At 73.4% G+C, this 15616-nt stretch carries 19 protein-coding genes; 17 read left to right on the top strand and 2 right to left on the bottom strand.

Features of this window, described 5'->3' with window-relative positions:
* The first annotated feature begins 1 nt into the window (after nucleotide 1).
* The 7 genes from VGN18_RS01080 to VGN18_RS01050 all read left to right on the top strand — a co-directional run bounded on the left by VGN18_RS01080 (nucleotide 2) and on the right by VGN18_RS01050 (nucleotide 5635).
* Complete coding sequence (locus tag VGN18_RS01080) at nucleotides 2-412, top strand: cupin domain-containing protein (protein WP_327537768.1); 411 nt, start codon at nucleotides 2-4, stop codon at nucleotides 410-412.
* A 113-nt stretch (nucleotides 413-525) separates the two neighbouring features.
* Complete coding sequence (locus VGN18_RS01075) at nucleotides 526-1047, top strand: YbhB/YbcL family Raf kinase inhibitor-like protein (protein ID WP_349259804.1); 522 nt, start codon at nucleotides 526-528, stop codon at nucleotides 1045-1047.
* On the top strand, nucleotides 1044-2138 hold the full coding sequence (locus tag VGN18_RS01070; RefSeq protein WP_327537766.1) for an S-(hydroxymethyl)mycothiol dehydrogenase: 1095 nt from the start codon (nucleotides 1044-1046) through the stop codon (nucleotides 2136-2138). The genes VGN18_RS01075 and VGN18_RS01070 overlap by 4 nt, the downstream gene beginning before the upstream one ends.
* Nucleotides 2138-2758: an MBL fold metallo-hydrolase gene (locus VGN18_RS01065; protein ID WP_327537765.1), complete on the top strand. Its 621-nt coding sequence runs from the start codon at nucleotides 2138-2140 to the stop codon at nucleotides 2756-2758. The genes VGN18_RS01070 and VGN18_RS01065 overlap by 1 nt, the downstream gene beginning before the upstream one ends.
* Entirely contained in the window at nucleotides 2755-4296 is a 1542-nt protein-coding gene (locus tag VGN18_RS01060) for an acetolactate synthase large subunit (RefSeq protein ID WP_349259803.1), read from the top strand. The genes VGN18_RS01065 and VGN18_RS01060 overlap by 4 nt, the downstream gene beginning before the upstream one ends.
* Complete coding sequence (locus tag VGN18_RS01055) at nucleotides 4293-4682, top strand: YchJ family protein (RefSeq protein WP_327537764.1); 390 nt, start codon at nucleotides 4293-4295, stop codon at nucleotides 4680-4682. Before VGN18_RS01060 ends, VGN18_RS01055 begins: the two co-directional genes overlap by 4 nt.
* 41 nt (nucleotides 4683-4723) lie before the next feature.
* Nucleotides 4724-5635: a hypothetical protein gene (locus VGN18_RS01050; RefSeq protein WP_327537763.1), complete on the top strand. Its 912-nt coding sequence runs from the start codon at nucleotides 4724-4726 to the stop codon at nucleotides 5633-5635.
* A 19-nt stretch (nucleotides 5636-5654) separates the two neighbouring features.
* Here the strand turns inward: VGN18_RS01050 and VGN18_RS01045 are convergent, their stop codons facing one another.
* The gene (locus VGN18_RS01045) at nucleotides 5655-6533 is read right to left on the bottom strand and encodes an aldo/keto reductase (protein WP_327537762.1); all 879 of its coding nucleotides are present in this window, start codon (nucleotides 6531-6533) and stop codon (nucleotides 5655-5657) included.
* A 115-nt stretch (nucleotides 6534-6648) separates the two neighbouring features.
* On the opposite strand from VGN18_RS01045, the gene VGN18_RS01040 reads away from it, so the two are divergent.
* The 5 genes from VGN18_RS01040 to VGN18_RS01020 all read left to right on the top strand — a co-directional run bounded on the left by VGN18_RS01040 (nucleotide 6649) and on the right by VGN18_RS01020 (nucleotide 10718).
* Nucleotides 6649-7713, top strand: coding sequence for an NADH:flavin oxidoreductase/NADH oxidase (locus VGN18_RS01040; RefSeq protein ID WP_327537761.1), 1065 nt, complete (start codon nucleotides 6649-6651; stop codon nucleotides 7711-7713).
* Nucleotides 7714-7738: 25 nt separating this feature from the next.
* Nucleotides 7739-8188: a MarR family transcriptional regulator gene (locus tag VGN18_RS01035; protein ID WP_327537760.1), complete on the top strand. Its 450-nt coding sequence runs from the start codon at nucleotides 7739-7741 to the stop codon at nucleotides 8186-8188.
* 77 nt (nucleotides 8189-8265) lie between these two features.
* Nucleotides 8266-8706, top strand: a complete 441-nt coding sequence (locus VGN18_RS01030; protein WP_327537759.1) for an OsmC family protein — start codon at nucleotides 8266-8268, stop codon at nucleotides 8704-8706.
* A 131-nt stretch (nucleotides 8707-8837) separates the two neighbouring features.
* Nucleotides 8838-9668, top strand: a complete 831-nt coding sequence (locus VGN18_RS01025) for a thioesterase family protein (protein ID WP_327537758.1) — start codon at nucleotides 8838-8840, stop codon at nucleotides 9666-9668.
* A 24-nt stretch (nucleotides 9669-9692) separates the two neighbouring features.
* The gene (locus VGN18_RS01020; RefSeq protein ID WP_327537757.1) at nucleotides 9693-10718 is read left to right on the top strand and encodes a YhjD/YihY/BrkB family envelope integrity protein; all 1026 of its coding nucleotides are present in this window, start codon (nucleotides 9693-9695) and stop codon (nucleotides 10716-10718) included.
* A gap of 10 nt (nucleotides 10719-10728) precedes the next feature.
* Here VGN18_RS01020 and VGN18_RS01015 read toward each other — a convergent pair whose 3' ends face one another.
* On the bottom strand, nucleotides 10729-11232 hold the full coding sequence (locus VGN18_RS01015; protein WP_327537756.1) for a hemerythrin domain-containing protein: 504 nt from the start codon (nucleotides 11230-11232) through the stop codon (nucleotides 10729-10731).
* Between the two features lie 153 nt (nucleotides 11233-11385).
* Between VGN18_RS01015 and VGN18_RS01010 the strand changes: the two genes are divergently transcribed.
* The 5 genes from VGN18_RS01010 to VGN18_RS00990 form a co-directional block, all read left to right on the top strand.
* A complete protein-coding gene (locus tag VGN18_RS01010) occupies nucleotides 11386-11820 on the top strand; it encodes an SRPBCC family protein (RefSeq protein ID WP_327537755.1) in 435 nt (144 codons plus the stop codon).
* Nucleotides 11817-12752: an NAD(P)H-binding protein gene (locus tag VGN18_RS01005; protein WP_327537754.1), complete on the top strand. Its 936-nt coding sequence runs from the start codon at nucleotides 11817-11819 to the stop codon at nucleotides 12750-12752. The genes VGN18_RS01010 and VGN18_RS01005 overlap by 4 nt, the downstream gene beginning before the upstream one ends.
* 118 nt (nucleotides 12753-12870) lie before the next feature.
* Nucleotides 12871-13884: an acyl-CoA dehydrogenase gene (locus VGN18_RS01000; RefSeq protein WP_349259802.1), complete on the top strand. Its 1014-nt coding sequence runs from the start codon at nucleotides 12871-12873 to the stop codon at nucleotides 13882-13884.
* Complete coding sequence (locus tag VGN18_RS00995) at nucleotides 13881-15224, top strand: bifunctional PIG-L family deacetylase/class I SAM-dependent methyltransferase (protein ID WP_327537752.1); 1344 nt, start codon at nucleotides 13881-13883, stop codon at nucleotides 15222-15224. The genes VGN18_RS01000 and VGN18_RS00995 overlap by 4 nt, the downstream gene beginning before the upstream one ends.
* Nucleotides 15221-15616 (top strand): glycosyltransferase (locus tag VGN18_RS00990; protein WP_327537751.1); only part of this gene is annotated, 396 nt, incomplete at its 3' end. The genes VGN18_RS00995 and VGN18_RS00990, both read left to right, overlap by 4 nt.

Below are 15616 nucleotides of genomic sequence, written 5' to 3'. Positions count from 1 at the left end.
CATGAGCGACGCGTTCCACCAGAAGCTGCACCACATCGCCGGCGGCAGCCTGGGCGGCGACACCGCGCAGAGCCCGGGCATGCAGCGCGTCGAGGCGATCAGCGGCAAGACGGTTAGCTCGAAAGACCTTTGGATGGGCCAGACCCACGTCCACCCTGAGACGGCGTCGGCGAACCACCACCACGGCGAGTCCGAGACCGCGATCTACGTCGTGTCGGGTCACCCCGCGTTCGTGTTCCTCGAGGACGGCGTCGAGCGTCGCCTCGAGACGCAGCCGGGCGACTACGTCTACGTGCCGCCGTTCGTGCCGCACCGCGAGGAGAACCCGTCGGCCTCGGACGAAGCCGTCGTCGTGATCGCCCGCACGACGCAGGAGGCGATCGTCGTCAACCTCGAGTCGTTGGACGGCTGAACCACGCTGCCCGTTTGACCGGATTAGAGTGCGGACAGACTCGCCATGAGGGCCGGCCACCGTGCCGGCCCGCCCCACGCACCGCGCAGATCCTGCGCCGAAGAAGGAGGCCCATCGTGAGCCGGAACCCCTACGACGAACTCCCCGACGTCGCGACCTTCCAGGTCACCAGCGACGACGTGACCGACGGCGCGAAGCTCTCGTCGCCGCAGGTCTCGGGCGTGATGGGCGCGGGGGGCGAGGACCGCTCGCCGCACCTGTCGTGGTCGGGCGCGCCCGAGGGCACGCAGAGCTACGCCGTGACGATCTACGACCCGGACGCCCCGACGGCCAGCGGCTTCTGGCACTGGGCCGTCTTCAACATCCCGGCCGACGTCACCGAGCTCGCGAGCAACGCCAGCCAGGACGGCCTGCCCGCCGGCGCGGTGCAGCTGAAGAACGACGCCCGCATGGACGGCTACGTCGGCGCCGCCCCGCCTGAGGGTCACGGCACCCACCACTACTGGATCGTCGTGCACGCCGTCGACGTGCCGAGCCTCGACATCCCGGCCGAGGCGACGCCGGCCTACCTCGGCTTCAACCTGTTCAGTCACTCGCTGGGCCGCGCCACGATCGTCGGGACCTACGAGCAGTGAGCCATCAGGTCAAGGGTGTCATCGCCCGCAGTCTCAAGGCGCCGGTCGAGGTCGTCACCATCAACGTCCCCGACCCGGGGCCGGGCGAGGCGCTCGTGCAGGTGCAGGCCTGCGGGGTCTGCCACACCGACCTGCACTACCGCGAGGGCGGCATCAACGACGAGTTCCCGTTCCTGCTGGGGCACGAGGCGGCGGGCATCGTCGAGGCGGTCGGGCCGGACGTCACCGAGGTCGCCCCGGGCGACTTCGTCGTCCTCAACTGGCGCGCGGTCTGCGGCCAGTGCCGGGCCTGCAAGCGGGGCGAGCCGCAGTACTGCTTCGACACGCACAACGCCACCCAGAAGATGACCCTCGAGGACGGCACCGAGCTCTCCCCCGCCCTCGGCATCGGTGCCTTCGCCGAGAAGACGCTCGTGGCGGCCGGGCAGTGCACCAAGGTCGACCCGTCGGCTCCGCCGACCGTGGCCGGGCTGCTCGGCTGCGGCGTGATGGCGGGCCTCGGCGCCGCGGTGAACACCGGCGGCGTGAAGCGCGGCCAGAGCATCGCCGTCATCGGCTGCGGCGGGGTCGGGGCGGCCGCGATCGCGGGTGCCCGGCTGCAGAACGCGGCGAAGATCATCGCGATCGACATCGACGATCGGAAGCTGGCCACGGCGAAGGAGTTCGGCGCCACCCACACAATCAACTCCAAGGACCTCGACACCGACGGCGTGGTCGAGGCGATCCAGGGGCTGACCGGCGGCTTCGGCGCCGACATCGTGGTCGACGCGGTCGGCCGGCCCGAGACGTACAAACAGGCGTTCTACGGACGCGACCTGGCGGGCACGGTCGTGCTCGTCGGCGTGCCCAACCCGCAGATGATGCTCGAGCTGCCGCTGATCGACTTCTTCGGCCGAGGCGGCGCGCTCAAGTCGTCCTGGTACGGCGACTGCCTGCCGTCGCGCGACTTCCCGATGCTCATCGACCTGTTCCAGCAGGGCCGGCTGCCGCTCGACAAGTTCGTCAGCGAGGAGATCGGCATCGACGACGTCGAGGTGGCCTTCGAGAAGATGCATCACGGCGACGTGCTCCGCTCGGTGGTCGTTCTCTGATGGTGGCGCGGGTCGACCACACCGTCACGAGCGGCACGTTCAGCCTCGACGGCGGCACCTGGGACGTCGACAACAACGTGTGGGTGATCGGTGACGACGACGAGTGCGTCGTCATCGACGCCCCGCACGCGGTCGAGCCGATCGCCGAGCTGATCGGATCGCGGCGTCTCCTCGCCGTCCTGTGCACCCACGCGCACGACGACCACGTGACCGTCGCCAACGACCTGGCCGACCGCTTCGACGCCCCGGTGCGCCTGCACCCCGACGACGACGTGCTCTGGCGGATGACCTACCGGCACGCGGCGTTCGAGCCGCTGGCCGACGGCGACACGATCCGCGTCGGCGGCACCGAGCTGCAGGTGCGGCACACGCCGGGCCATGCGCCCGGCGCGGTCTGCTTCTACGCCCCGGAACTCGGCGCGGTCTTCACCGGCGACACCCTGTTCCGGGGCGGGCCGGGCGCGACCGGCCGCTCGCACTCGGACTTCGACACGATCGTCGCGTCCATCCGGTCCCAGCTGTTGACCCTGCCGCCGGAGACCGTGGTGCACACCGGCCACGGCGACGACACGACGATCGGGGCCGAGGCCGCCGGCGCGGACGACTGGACGAAACCCTGATCGGCGCCGAGGCGCTCATCGGCAGCCTGGTCGGGGCCGGGGTCGACGTCTGCTTCATGAACCCGGGCACGTCGGAGATGCACTTCGTCGCCTCGCTCGACGCGGTTCCCGAGATGCGCGGTGTGCTCACCCTGTTCGAGGGCGTGGCGACCGGCGCCGCCGACGGCTGGGCCCGGATGACGGGGCGCCCGGCCGCGGTGCTGCTGCACCTCGGGCCCGGTCTGGGCAACGGGCTGGCCAACCTGCACAACGCCCGCCGGGCGCACACGCCGATGGTGGTCGTGGTCGGCGCGCACGCGACCCACCACGAGCGCTACGACGCGCCGCTGCAGTCCGACATCGAGTCGCTCGCCGGCACGGTGTCGGGCTGGGTCCACACGAGCGGGCACCCGCGCGATGTCGCGCACGACGCGATGGGCGCGGTGCGGTCGGCGCGCCGCGACCGCCACATCGCCACCCTCGTCCTGCCGGCCGACGTGTCGTGGAGCGACGGCGGGGTACCGGCGCCGCCCCCGACGATCACGTCGCCGACCGAGATGTCGCCCGAGCGCCTCCAAGCGCTCGTCCCGCTGCTCGACGGCGACGCCACCACGCTGTTCCTCGGCGGCGGCGCGCTCACCGAGCGCGGCCTGCGGGCCGCGAGCCGCATCGTCGCCGCGACCGGGGTCCGGCTGCTGGCCGAGACCTTCCCGGCCCGGCTGGAGCGCGGCGCGGGCCGCCCGGCGGTCGACCGGCTCGCCTACCTGGCCGAGGCCGCCGAGGCCCAGCTCGCCGGCACCACCACCCTCCTGCTGGCCGGCGCGGCGGCGCCGGTGTCCTTCTTCGCCTACCCCGGCCGGGCGAGCGATCTCGTCCCGGACGGCTGCACCGTGGAGCGCCTGACCGGTCCGGGCGACGATGTCGAGGCCGCCCTCGTGTTGCTGGCCGATCGTCTCGCCGCGGGCGTCGAGCCGGTCCTGGCCCCGGCGGCGGTGCCGGCCGCGCCCGAGGGCGCGATCACCGCCCGCACGCTCGCCGCCGCCGTCGCGCTGACCCTGCCGGCCGACGCCGTCCTCGTCGACGAGGCGATCACCGCCGGGGGCGGGCTCCCGGCCGCGACGGCCGGCGCGGCGCCGCACACCCTGCTGACCCTCACCGGTGGCGCCATCGGCCAGGGCCTGCCCGTGGCGACCGGCGCCGCGGTCGCCGCGCCGGGCCGCCGGGTCGTGGCGATCGTCGGCGACGGCAGCGCGATGTACACGATCCAGTCGCTGTGGACCCAGGCCCGCGAGAACCTCGACGTCACGACCGTCATCGTCAACAACGCCTCCTACGCGATCCTGCGGGCCGAGCTGCACCGGGTCGGCGGCGAGGGCACCGGCCCCCGCGCCGAGCAGATGCTCGACATCGGTGGACCGCGGCTCGACTTCACCGAGCTCGCGGCCGGGCTGGGGGTCGACGGCGTGCGGGTGCACGACGCGGCCGAGCTCACCGCCGAGCTGCGCCGCGCCAATGCCGCGCCCGGTCCGCACCTGATCGAGGCGATGTTCGGGCCGTGAGCGCACCGCAGCGCTGCCCGTGCGGGTCGGGGGACGACTACGACTCGTGCTGCGGCCGCTTCCACGGCGGGGAGCCGGCGCCGACGGCCGAGGCGTTGATGCGCTCCCGGTTCACCGCCTTCGCGATGGGCGACGCCGCCTACCTGACCCGCACCTGGCACTCCGCGCAGCGCCCACGACGTCTCGACCTCGACCCGAGCCTGCGTTGGCTCCGGCTCGACATCGTCGACATCGTGGCCGGCGGACCGTTCGACACGACCGGCATCGTCGAGTTCCGGGCCCACCACCGCTCGGCCGACCGCCGCGGCGTGCTGCACGAACGCAGCCGCTTCGTCCGGGAGAACGGGGCCTGGTTCTACGTCGACGGCACGACGCCGCGCACCTGACCCGAGCTCAGTTCGCCCCGGTTGCGGCCGATCAAAGAGGGGTGAGGACGGGACCCGGCAGCGGCCCCGCGCCGGCGCGGCCGTCGCGGGCGACGCCGCCACGCGTCCCCAACTCCCCCGACTCGCCGCGCACCGTCGTCCCGCGCCGCGCCACGCCCGAGGCCTGGGCGGCCTACCTGGCCGAGACGGCGCCGGTCGAGGTCGTGGTGCCGGAGCCGGCCGCCCGGCGCTCGCGGGTGGGTGCCGTCGTCACCGGCGGCGCCGTCGTCACCGCCCTTGCCCTGACGCTCGTCGCCCTCACTCTCGCCCCGCGCACCAGCGCGGCATCCGCGCCGGGGGAGCGCCCGGTCGCGCGGCCCGCGGGGCGTGGGGTCGCCCCGGCACCAGCGCCGCAGCCGTTCCCGGGCCGGGTCGCCGCCTCGGTGCGCCAGGTCGTCTCGGTCGTCGCCGCGAGCAGCGTCAGCCGCACGGCCGTCCTGCGGCGATGGCAGCGCGACGCGACCGGCACGTGGCACGCCGTCGGCGCCCCGGCGCGGGTCGAACTGGGCGCGGGCGGACTCACCCGCTCCCCGTCCGACCAGCGGCCGCAGACCCCGATCGGCACCTGGGCGATGGACACCGTGCTGACCCGTGACGCGGGGGTCACCCGCCTGCCCGAGCACGTGCTGCGCCCGGGCGACGGCTGGTCGTCGTGCCTGAGTTGCGCGAACTACGACCGGCTCGCCCAGAGCGGCGAGCTGTGGGCCGGCCGCAACACGTGGTCGCGCATCGCGATCCACATCGTGACGAATCCGCGCCACCTGCGCGGCCGGTCGTCGGGGATCTTCCTGCACGTCGGCGCGGGCGGACCGACCGCCGGTTGCATCGGCACCTCGCTGCCCGTCGCCGTCTCCGTCGCGGGCTGGCTCGACCCCGCGGCCCGGCCCCGGATCGTCGTCGCGGTGCGCGGCTGAGCCGTCCGGGGCGGGCTCGTCAGGCGGCGTCGGTCAACGCGGCCATCTGCTCCTTGGTCAGCCGCAGCCGGGCCGCGCCCATGTTGTCCTCCAGGTGCGCCACCGACGACGTGCCCGGGATCGGCAAGATGATCTGCGCGCGCTGCAGCAGCCAGGCCAGCGCGACCTGGGCCGGCGAGGTGCCGGTGGCGTCCACGATCTCGGCCACCGGACCGCCGGGCTGGGCGAGCTTGCCGGCGTCGATCGGGAACCAGGGGATGAAGCCGATGCCCTCGCGGGTGCAGTAGTCGACGACGTCCTCGGCCTTGCGGTTGGTCAGGTTGTACAGGTTCTGCACGGTCGCGATCTCGGCGACCTTGCGGGCGGCGTCGATCTCGTCGGTCGTCACCTCGGAGAGCCCGATCGAGCCGATCTTGCCCTCTTCCTGCAGGGTGGCGAGTTCGCCGACCTGGTCCTCGGCCGGCACCTTCGGGTCGATGCGGTGCAGCTGGAACAGGTCGATGCGGTCGAGGCCCAGACGGCGCAGGCTCATCTCGACCTGCTGGCGCAGGTACTCCGGACGCCCGACCGGCAGCCACACGTCGGGGCCGTGGCGCACGAGGCCGGCCTTGGTGGCGACCAGCACCTGGTCGGGGTACGGGTGCAGCGCCTCGCGGATGATCTCCTCGCTGACGTACGGGCCGTAGGAGTCGGCGGTGTCGATGAGGTCGACTCCGAGCTCGACGGCGCGGCGCACGACGCGGACGCACTCGGCCCGGTCGGTCGGCTCGCCCCAGATCCCCTTGCCGGTCAGGCGCATCGCGCCGAAACCGAGGCGGTGGACGGTCTTGTCGCCGATGGTGAACGTGCCGGAGGCGTGGTTGGGCGATTCGGTGTCGACGGGGTTGCTGTCAGCCATGGTTCGGGGTGCTCCTCAGAACGGGGGTCGGTGGACGTAACCGCAGGTGCCGCCCACGACTTCCCTACCCGGCCGGGCCGGGAAGATAGCCGCCGCCGGCCCGGTTGGCCCCGGTGTGAGCCGACTCCTCTCCCCCCTCTCCCTGCGCGGCACGACGTTCCGCAACCGCATCTGGGTGTCGCCGATGTGTCAGTACTCCTCGGTCGACGGGCACCCGACCGACTGGCACCTCGTGCACCTCGGCGCCCTGGCCCGGGGCGGGTCCGGGCTCGTGTTCACCGAGGCCACGGCCGTCACCGCCGAGGGACGCATCTCGCCGCGTGACGCCGGTATCTGGACCGACGCCCAGGCGGCCGACTACGAGCGCATCACCGCGTTCGTGCGGGGGCAGGGTGCGGTGCCCGGCATCCAGCTCGGGCACGCCGGGCGCAAGGCGTCGACCGACGTGCCGTGGCGCGGGCGCGGGTACGTCGAGCCGAGCGACGGCGGCTGGAGCTCCGTCGGGGCGTCGCCCGTGGGCTACGCCGACTGGCCGCCCCCGCACGAGCTGGACCAGACCGCCCTGGCCGACCTGGTGCGGGCCTGGGCTGCCGCGACCCGCCGGGCGCTGTCCGCCGGCTTCGAGGTGATCGAGATCCACGCCGCGCACGGCTACCTGCTGCACCAGTTCCTGTCGCCGCTGTCGAACGCCCGGACCGACGGGTACGGCGGCAGCCTGGACAGCCGGGCCCGCCTGCTGCGCGAGATCGTCGACGCGGTTCGGGCCGAGCTGCCCGACTCGGCGCCGCTCTTCGTGCGGGTCAGCGCGAGCGACTGGGTCGAGGGCGGCCTCGACGTCGAGCAGGTGGCCGAGGTGACGCGGGACCTCGCCGGCCGCGGGGTCGACCTGATCGACGTGTCGAGCGGCGGCAACTCGCCCGACCAGCAGATCGCGGTCGGGCCGGGCTACCAGGTGCCGTTCGCCGAGCGCATCCGCCGCGAGAGCGGGCTGCCCGTCGCCGCCGTCGGCCTCATCACCGAACCGGCCCAGGCCGAGGAGATCGTGGCCGCGGACCGGGCCGACGCGGTCCTGCTCGCGCGCGCCCTGCTGCGCGATCCGTCGTGGCCGCAGCGGGCCGCGCAGGAACTCGGCGACGACGTCTACTGGCCCGATCAGTATCTTCGGGCCCGGCCCCGGTGAGCCCCGACGGCCTAGGGTGGAGGGCATGGCGCGGACGACGACTGCCCCGACGGCGGACCCACTGACGCTCGACGACCAGCTCTGCTTCGCGCTCTACGCCGCGTCGCGGGCGATGACCGCGCGCTACCGCCCCTACCTCGACGCGCTGGGGCTGACCTACCCGCAGTACCTCGTGCTGATCGTGCTGTGGGACGAGGGGCCGGCCACCGTCAGCACGCTCGGCGAGCGCCTGCGCCTCGACTCCGGCACGCTGTCGCCGCTGCTCAAGCGGCTCGAGACGAACGGCCTCATCACCCGGGCCCGGCGCCCCGAGGACGAGCGTTCGGTCGAGATCCGGACGACGCCCAAGGGCAAGCGACTGCAGGGTCGCGCGGCCCGGATCCCGCCGCAGATCCGCGCCTCCCTCGACGGCGTCGACCAGCACCGGTTGATGGACGCGCTGCACGACCTCGAGGCCGCGCTGCGTGACGCCTGAGTCACCAATCTGGTTGTGCACAACTGAATCGGCTACGGTCGGATCGACCGTCACTCATCGCAGCTAAGGAGCACGCAATGCCCACTCGTACCGCACGCACGGCCTGGAACGGCACCCTGCAGGAGGGCTCGGGCCAGGTAGAGCTGTCCAGCTCGAAGGTCGGCACCTACGACGTCTCGTTCCCGAAGCGCGCGGCGGACGACGCCGACGGCACCACCAGCCCCGAGGAGCTCATCGCGGCGGCGCACTCGTCCTGCTACGCGATGCAGCTGTCCGCCCTGATCGCCCAGGCCGGCGGCACGCCGCGGTCCCTCGAGGTGCAGGCCGACGTCTCGCTCGGCCCGGACCCGGCCGGCGGCTTCCGCCTCACCGGCATCAAGATCACCGTCCGGGGTGAGGTCGAGGGTCTCGACAACGACGGCTTCGTCAAGGCCGCCGAGGACGCCAAGGCCGGCTGCCCGGTGAGCAAGGCGCTGACCGGCGTCGACATCACCCTCGACGCCGCGCTCGAGAGCTGAGCCCGCGGCGCCGGCCCTCCGCATCGTCGGGCCGGGCCGGCGTCAGCCCAGCGCCGTGCACTGCGCTCTGCTGCCGCGCACCGCCCGGGACACCTGGCCGCGCGAGCAGGACGGTCGTGTTTGATCGGCGGGTGCCCACCGCAGCTGACACCACCCCCGAGGTCGTCGCGTTCTCCGCCGCCACGGCCGTCACCCCCGGCGATCCCGGGACCTTCACCGCCGACGTCCACCCCGAATGGACGATCGGCGGGCGCCCGAACGGCGGCTACCTGCTGGCCGCGCTCGCCCGGGCGGCCGTGGCCGTCGCGCCGCACGCCGACGTGATCGCGGCGAGCGCGCACTACCTGCACTCCCCCGGCCCCGGCGCCGTCCAGCTCGAGGCCGAGGTGCTGCGCGCCGGTCGCAGCGCCAGCCAGGTCCGCGCCAGGATGTCGCAGGACGGCACGCCGTGCGTCGAGACGCTGTTCCTCGTCGGCGCGCTCGACCCGGCGGCCGAGCCCTACTGGGACGCCGGACTGCCCGCGGCCCCCACCACCGACTTCGCCGACGCGATCCGGCTGCCGGCCACCAACCCGGCCGGCCTGGCCGTCCCGATCATGGGCCAGGCCGACGTCCGCATCGACCGCGACTCGCTCGGCTGGGGTCGGGGGCGACCGTCAGGCCGCGGCGAGCTGCGCGGGTGGATCGAGCTGCCGCACGGCGAGGCGTTCGACCCGATCTCGCTGCTCTACGCCGTCGACGCCTTCCCGCCCGCCACCTTCGACATCGAGATGACGGGCTGGGTGCCGACGCTCGAGCTGACCTCCTACATCCGGGCAATCCCGGCACCCGGCCCACTTCGCATGGTGCAGCGGGCCCATCTTGTCGACCAACAGCGTGTGGACGAGGTTTGTTGGGTATGGGATAGCCGCGGCCGTGTGGTCGCGCAGGCCACGCAGCTCGCCGGGATCCGGCTGGGCTGACCGGGAGAGAATCGAGGGGTGGTCATGGCTTCTGCCAGCCGCCGCGTCACCGCCGGCCGCCGGTGGTGGGCCCAGAGCATCGGCGGGCGGGGGCTGCGCCGCATCCGCGAGATCGACCTCGACACCCACGCGCTCGCGCTCTGCGCCCAGCAGGTGCTGTGCACCGCGCCGCTGATCGTCGCGATGTCGGCCGTGCTGCAGCGCACCACGCACCGCAACGTCAGTTACGTGATCTCCCGCTTCTTCGGCCTGCACGACGACTCGGCCGCGGCCGTCCAGCACCTCTTCGGCCGCGTCTCCGAGTCCATCAGCACGCTGGCGCTGGTGCTGAGCCTCGTCACCTCGATCATCTTCACCACCAGCGTCGCCGCCGTGCAGCAGCGCGGGTTCGAGATGATCTGGACGCTGCCGCGGTTCAGCGGTGTCCGCTCCTACCTGCGCCAGCTGGTCTGGACCCCGATGCTGGCCGTCTTCTCGGTCCTGGTGCTGCTCGCCGGCCGGTTCGGGCGCGAGGTCGACCCGAGCGGGCACGGCCCGGGCACGTGGGTCATCATCGGCGTGCAGGGCTTCCTGACGTTCCTGTTCTACTGGTGGACCCAGCACTGGCTGCTGCGCGGCCGGGTCGAGTGGAAGGCGCTGTTCCTCGGCTCGTTCACGGTGGGAGTGCTGACCACGATCCTGGTCCGGCTCTCGCGCGTGATCATGCCGCCGCAGATCTCGTGGCAGGTGCACGCCTACGGCCTCATCGGGGCGGTGTTCGTGCTCTCGATCTGGCTGATGGTGTCGAGCGTCCTCGTCTTCGGCGGCGTGCTGTTCGGCGCCCTCGTGGCCGAGAAGAAGGCCGGTCGGCCGCGCTACCGCCGCGACGAGCTCCGCGAGAGCCCGCTGACCCGAAAGGGCCACAACTCGGCCGCGGCCGCGCAGGACCACACCGACGAGCTGCGGACGGCGGAGTTCGCCGAGGTCGAGAATCCCGCCCCGGCCGACGTCGATCAGGTGCGCGAGGACCACGCCGCCGGGGTGGCGCAGATGGCGGCCTTCCGGCGCTGAGGGCAGCGGGTCAGGAGTTCTCGTCGAGGTAGGTGTCCGGATCCTTGTCGGACGTGTCGACGCCCCGGCCGTCGCTGTGCTGGTAGTAGAACCGCAGCCACTTCATCGCGAGCTCGTGCCGCATCTCGGCCGACGCGCTCTTGATGAAGTCGGGCAGCGCCTCGCGCTCCTCCTCGTCGAGGTGCTCGCCGTTCTCCGTCCGGGCCCGGCCGACCGCCTCGAACCACTCGTCGCTGCCGACGTCCGCGGCCGCCGCGTCCCGGATCGCGTCGCGGATCGCGTTGTGGTCGGTGATCGCGTCCTCGGTCTCGTCCTCGGGGTCGCCGCTGTCGCCCCGCTTCAGCAGCGCCGGGTAGAACACCGTCTCCTCGGCGTCGGCGTGGGTGTCGAGACGCGTGGCCAGCGGCGCCCAGATCGCGATCAACTCCTCGGGTGTGCGCGCCGAGTCCAGGTAGAAGAACTGCCGCCGGAACCAGTCGTGGTCGGCGTAGATGAGCTCGATGATGTCAGCCATGCCAGTCGGAATACCCATAGCCGACCGGGTCGAAGCCGAGACGGTTCCGCGCGTCACCCCGCGGTGATTCGGCGTCCGGCGGCGGGTATCTGCGCAACGATGACCGCAGTGGTCCAGCACCGGGCGACGTGCGGCGGAACCGGAGGCTTTCCCATGATCACCGTTGAGCGCACCTTCGAGGTCGACAAGCCGGCTGACGTCGTCGTGGCGTACCTGAAGGACTTCGCCCACGCCGAGGAGTGGGATCCGGGCACGAGGAGCTGCACCCAGGTGAGCGGCGGCCCGGTCGGCGTCGGCACCACGTGGCACAACGTTTCCGAGATCAAGGGACGCGAGACCGAGCTGACCTACGAGTTGGTCACCCTCGAGCCCGACCACCTCGTCTTCGTCGGCAAGAACAAGACCGCGACGTCGACCGACGACATCCGGGTCGTCGGGTCCGTCACGGGGGCGACCATCACCTATCGCGCCGAGATCGAGTTCCACGGCATCGCCAAGGTGGCCGGGCCGTTCCTGCAGGGCGAGTTCGACTCGCTCGGCGACAAGACCCGCGACAGCATCACCTCCGTGATCGCCCGCCTGCCGTGAGCCGACTCCCGTCACCCGCCGCGCGGCCGGTCCTCGTGGCCGGCGCCACCGGCTTCATCGGGCGGCGGCTCGTCCCGGCGCTGATCGACGCCGGCCACGACGTGCAGGCGATGACGCGCCGGCCCGACCGGTACGACGGCCCGGGCACGGCGGTCGGGGCCGACATCGACGACCCCGACGCGCTGTTCGCCGCCCTGGACGGGTGCGCGGCGGCCTACTACCTCGTCCACTCGCTCGATCGCGGCGACTTCGTGGCCCGCGACGCGGCGGCAGCGGAGGCGTTCGGGCTCGCGGCAGCATCGGCCGGGGTGCAGCGCATCGTCTACCTCGGCGGCCTCGGCGACGAGCAGGACGACCTCTCCCCCCACCTGCGCAGCCGGCAGGAGGTCGAGGGCCTGCTCGCGACCGGCGGCGTGCCGGTGACGACGCTGCGGGCCGGCATCGTCATCGGCCACGGCGGCGCGTCGTGGGAGATGATCCGCTCGGTGGTCGAGCGGATCCCGGCGCTGGCCGTGCCGCGGTGGGCGCTGACCCGCACCCAGCCGATCGCGCTCGCCGACGTCGTCCGCTACCTCGTCGGCGTACTCGACCTGGACGACCAGCAGTCGCACACCTTCGACATCGGCGGCGCCGAGGTGCTGCGCTACGTCGACGTGCTGTCGCGGGTCAGTGCCCTCGAGGGCCGTCCCTCGATCGTGGTGCCGGTACCGGTGCCGAGCACGCGCCTCGCCGCCCTGCTCGCGGGGCAGGCACTGCCGCTCATCACCGGGGTCGACGGGCGCACGATCCGTTCGCTGATCGCGTCGATGAAGAACGAGGTGGTCGTGCGCGACGACAGCATCCGTCGTGTCGTCCCGTTCGAACCGATGGGCTACGACGAGGCGGTACTGGCCGCCCTGGGCGAGCGGGCTCGCGCGAGACGGGCTTCCTGACGCAGGCCGGCTGTGGAAACCGCCGTCGAGATGGGAAAGCCAACCAAGCCGACTCGATCGGCCGGACGTCTCGCGGCGAAACAGCTCGCCGACTCGATGTACGACTGTTCCAGCGAGGATGTGTGTGAAAACGTCCGAAGATCTGCCCGACTGGTCGACCGAGTTCTGCTCGGCAGTCGATGCCGCGCGTGACGACGTCGCGGCCGGGCTGGAACTCGCCCGCACCTTCGGCCGGTCCTTCCCGGCGCCCGGCTCGGGCGCCACCGCCGTCCGGTGGCGGCTGCTCGCTCTCGCCGGCTCGATCGATCTCACCGCCGCGCGCATCCTCGAGGCCCACACCGATGCGCTCGCCATCCTCGCCGAGGCCGGGGAACCCCCGCCCGACGGCACCTGGGGCGTGTTCGCGGCCGAGATGCCGAACGTCCACCTGGACGCGACCGGCGCCGACGACGCGACCACGCTCACCGGCACGAAGCCGTGGTGCTCCCTCGGCGGCGTGCTCGACCACGCGCTGGTCACCGCGCACACCCCCGACGGGCGGCGGCTCTTCGCGGTCGACCTGCACCAGCCGTCCGTGACTGCCGACGATCCCGCCCGCTGGGTCGCGCGGGGGCTGGCCCACGTGACCAGCGCGCCGGTGACCTTCGACGCGACGCCGGCCCGTCCCGTCGGCGCCGCCGGCTGGTACCTCGAGCGCGACGGCTTCGCCTGGGGTGGGCTCGGCGTCGCCGCGTGCTGGTACGGCGGGGCGCTGGGCCTCTACCGCACGCTCGCGGCGGCGCTGGACCGGAAGGACGGCGATCTGGCCCGGCTGCACGTCGGCACCGTCGACGCCGCCCTGCACGGTGCGGCCGCCACGCTGGCCCAGGCCGCCGCGGCGGTCGATCGGGGCGAGGCGCGCGGGCCGGCCGGTGAGCTGCTCGCGCTGCGTGTGCGGGCAGTCGTCGCCGACGCCGTCGAGCGCACCCTGCGCCAGGTCGGGCACGCTCTCGGCCCGGCGCCGCTGGCCTTCGACGACGAGCACGCGCGCCGCGTCGCCGACCTCGAGCTGTACGTGCGCCAGCACCACGCCGAGCGCGATCTCGCCGCGCTCGGCACGGCGCGCCGCGGGGCGGAGGTGACGGCGCGATGAGCGTCGGGTTCGACCACCTTCAGTCCGGGACGGACGAGTCGGTCTGGGCCGCGAGCGCGCTGGACCAGCTGCCGCCCCTGGAGCTGCCCGAGCCGTCGGATCGCGTGCTGCTCCTCGTCGCCCATCCCGATGACGAGACGCTCGGGGCCGGCGGCCTCGTCGCGGCGGCCGCCGACCGCGGCGTCGCCGTCCACGTCGTCGTCGCCACCGACGGCGACGCCTCGCACCCGAACTCGCCGACCCACACGCCGGCGCAGCTCGCGGCGATCCGGCGCGAGGAGCTGCGCGCCGCCGTCGCGGCCCTCGACCCGCGGGCGCGGACGACCTTCCTCGGCCTGCCCGACGGGCAGCTCTCCGCGCACCTCGGGTCGTTGACGTCGTGGCTGACCGCGCACCTCGACGACTACACGCTGCTGGTCACGCCCTGGGCGCACGACGCGCACCCCGACCACGAGGCGTGTGCCCGGGCCGGTGCCGCGGCGCTGGCCGCCGGCCCGCACCGCGTGCGCCACTGGCAGTTCCCCATCTGGGCCTGGCACTGGGGCACGCCGGACGATCTGCCCTGGCCGCGGCTGCGCCGCCTCGACCTCGACCCGGCGACGCGGGCCCGGAAGGACGCGGCGCTCGCGTGCCACGTGTCGCAGCACTCGGCGCTGTCGGCTGCTCCGGGCGACGAAGCGATCCTGCCGCCGAGCATCGTGGCCCACTTCCGGCGCGGCTTCGAAACGTTCGTCGTGCTGCCGGACAACCCGACGAGCGACGCCGGCTACTTCGACGACCTGTATGCCGCGGCCGACGATCCGTGGAGCCTGGCCGACTCGTTCTACGAGCGCCGCAAGCGGGCGATCCTGCTCGCCGCCTTGCCGCGGGAGCGGTTCGGCCGGGCGTTCGAGCCCGGCTGCGCCACCGGCCTGCTGACCGCCGCCCTGGCCGAACGCTGCGACCACGTCGTGGCGTGGGACGTCGCTGCCGCGGCCGTGCGGCAGACCGCCGACCGCATGGCCGGCTCGCCCCACGTCACCGTCGAGCAGCGCAGCCTGGCCGAGGACTGGCCGGAGGGTTCGCTGGACCTCGTCGTGCTGAGCGAGGTCGGGTACTACGTCGACGATCTCGTCGCGCTGGCCGGGCGGGTGCGGGCCTCCCTCGCCGACGGCGGCGTGGTGGTCGCCTGCCACTGGCGGCATCCGGCCCCCGACCACGCGCACCCGGCCGAGCTCGTCCACGATGCCCTCGGCACCGCGCTGCACCGGCTCGTCGCGCACGAGGAGGCTGACTTCCGGCTCGACGTCTGGTCGACCTCGCCCGAGTCGGTGGCCCGCGCGGCCGGGATCCTCGGATGAGCGGGCCCATCCGCCACGTCGGCATCGTCGTGCCGGTCGCCAACGAGGAGGACCTGCTCGGGCGCTGCCTGCAGGCCTTGCAGGTCACCCGCACGGTGGCCGCGACGCGCCATCCGGACGTGGGCCCGATCCGGATCGTGCTCGCCCTCGACGCCTGCACCGACGCGAGCGCCGCGATCGCCGCCCGCCACGCCGGCGTCGAGACCGTGGCTGTCGACGTCCGAGCCGTCGGCCCGGCTCGCGCTCTCGGAGTTGCCCACCTGCTGGGCACCGGACCCCGCGGTTCGGCGCAGCACACCTGGATCGCGAACACCGACGCCGACTCCGAGGTGTCACCCGGCTGGCTCGCCGGCATGCTCGACGAAGCCGCCCGCGGCGCCCAGGTCGTGCTC

The sequence above is a fragment of the Jatrophihabitans sp. genome (assembly GCF_036000465.1).
Lineage (GTDB): Bacteria > Actinomycetota > Actinomycetes > Mycobacteriales > Jatrophihabitantaceae > Jatrophihabitans.
The sequence above is the reverse complement of the archived record's forward strand: the minus strand, read 5'-3'. Positions and strand labels throughout refer to the sequence as shown.

Excerpts from the sequence above, each read along its gene's own strand:
- VGN18_RS01030 (WP_327537759.1), top strand. The coding sequence starts at position 8,266 with ATGCCCACTCGTACCGCACGCACGGCCTGGAACGGCACCCTGCAGGAG.
- VGN18_RS01045 (WP_327537762.1), bottom strand. The coding sequence starts at position 6,533 with ATGGCTGACAGCAACCCCGTCGACACCGAATCGCCCAACCACGCCTCC.
- VGN18_RS01035 (WP_327537760.1), top strand. The coding sequence starts at position 7,739 with ATGGCGCGGACGACGACTGCCCCGACGGCGGACCCACTGACGCTCGAC.
- VGN18_RS01010 (WP_327537755.1), top strand. The coding sequence starts at position 11,386 with ATGATCACCGTTGAGCGCACCTTCGAGGTCGACAAGCCGGCTGACGTC.
- VGN18_RS00995 (WP_327537752.1), top strand. The coding sequence starts at position 13,881 with ATGAGCGTCGGGTTCGACCACCTTCAGTCCGGGACGGACGAGTCGGTC.
- VGN18_RS01020 (WP_327537757.1), top strand. The coding sequence starts at position 9,693 with ATGGCTTCTGCCAGCCGCCGCGTCACCGCCGGCCGCCGGTGGTGGGCC.
- VGN18_RS01015 (WP_327537756.1), bottom strand. The coding sequence starts at position 11,232 with ATGGCTGACATCATCGAGCTCATCTACGCCGACCACGACTGGTTCCGG.
- VGN18_RS01080 (WP_327537768.1), top strand. The coding sequence starts at position 2 with ATGAGCGACGCGTTCCACCAGAAGCTGCACCACATCGCCGGCGGCAGC.
- VGN18_RS01065 (WP_327537765.1), top strand. The coding sequence starts at position 2,138 with ATGGTGGCGCGGGTCGACCACACCGTCACGAGCGGCACGTTCAGCCTC.
- VGN18_RS01000 (WP_349259802.1), top strand. The coding sequence starts at position 12,871 with ATGTGTGTGAAAACGTCCGAAGATCTGCCCGACTGGTCGACCGAGTTC.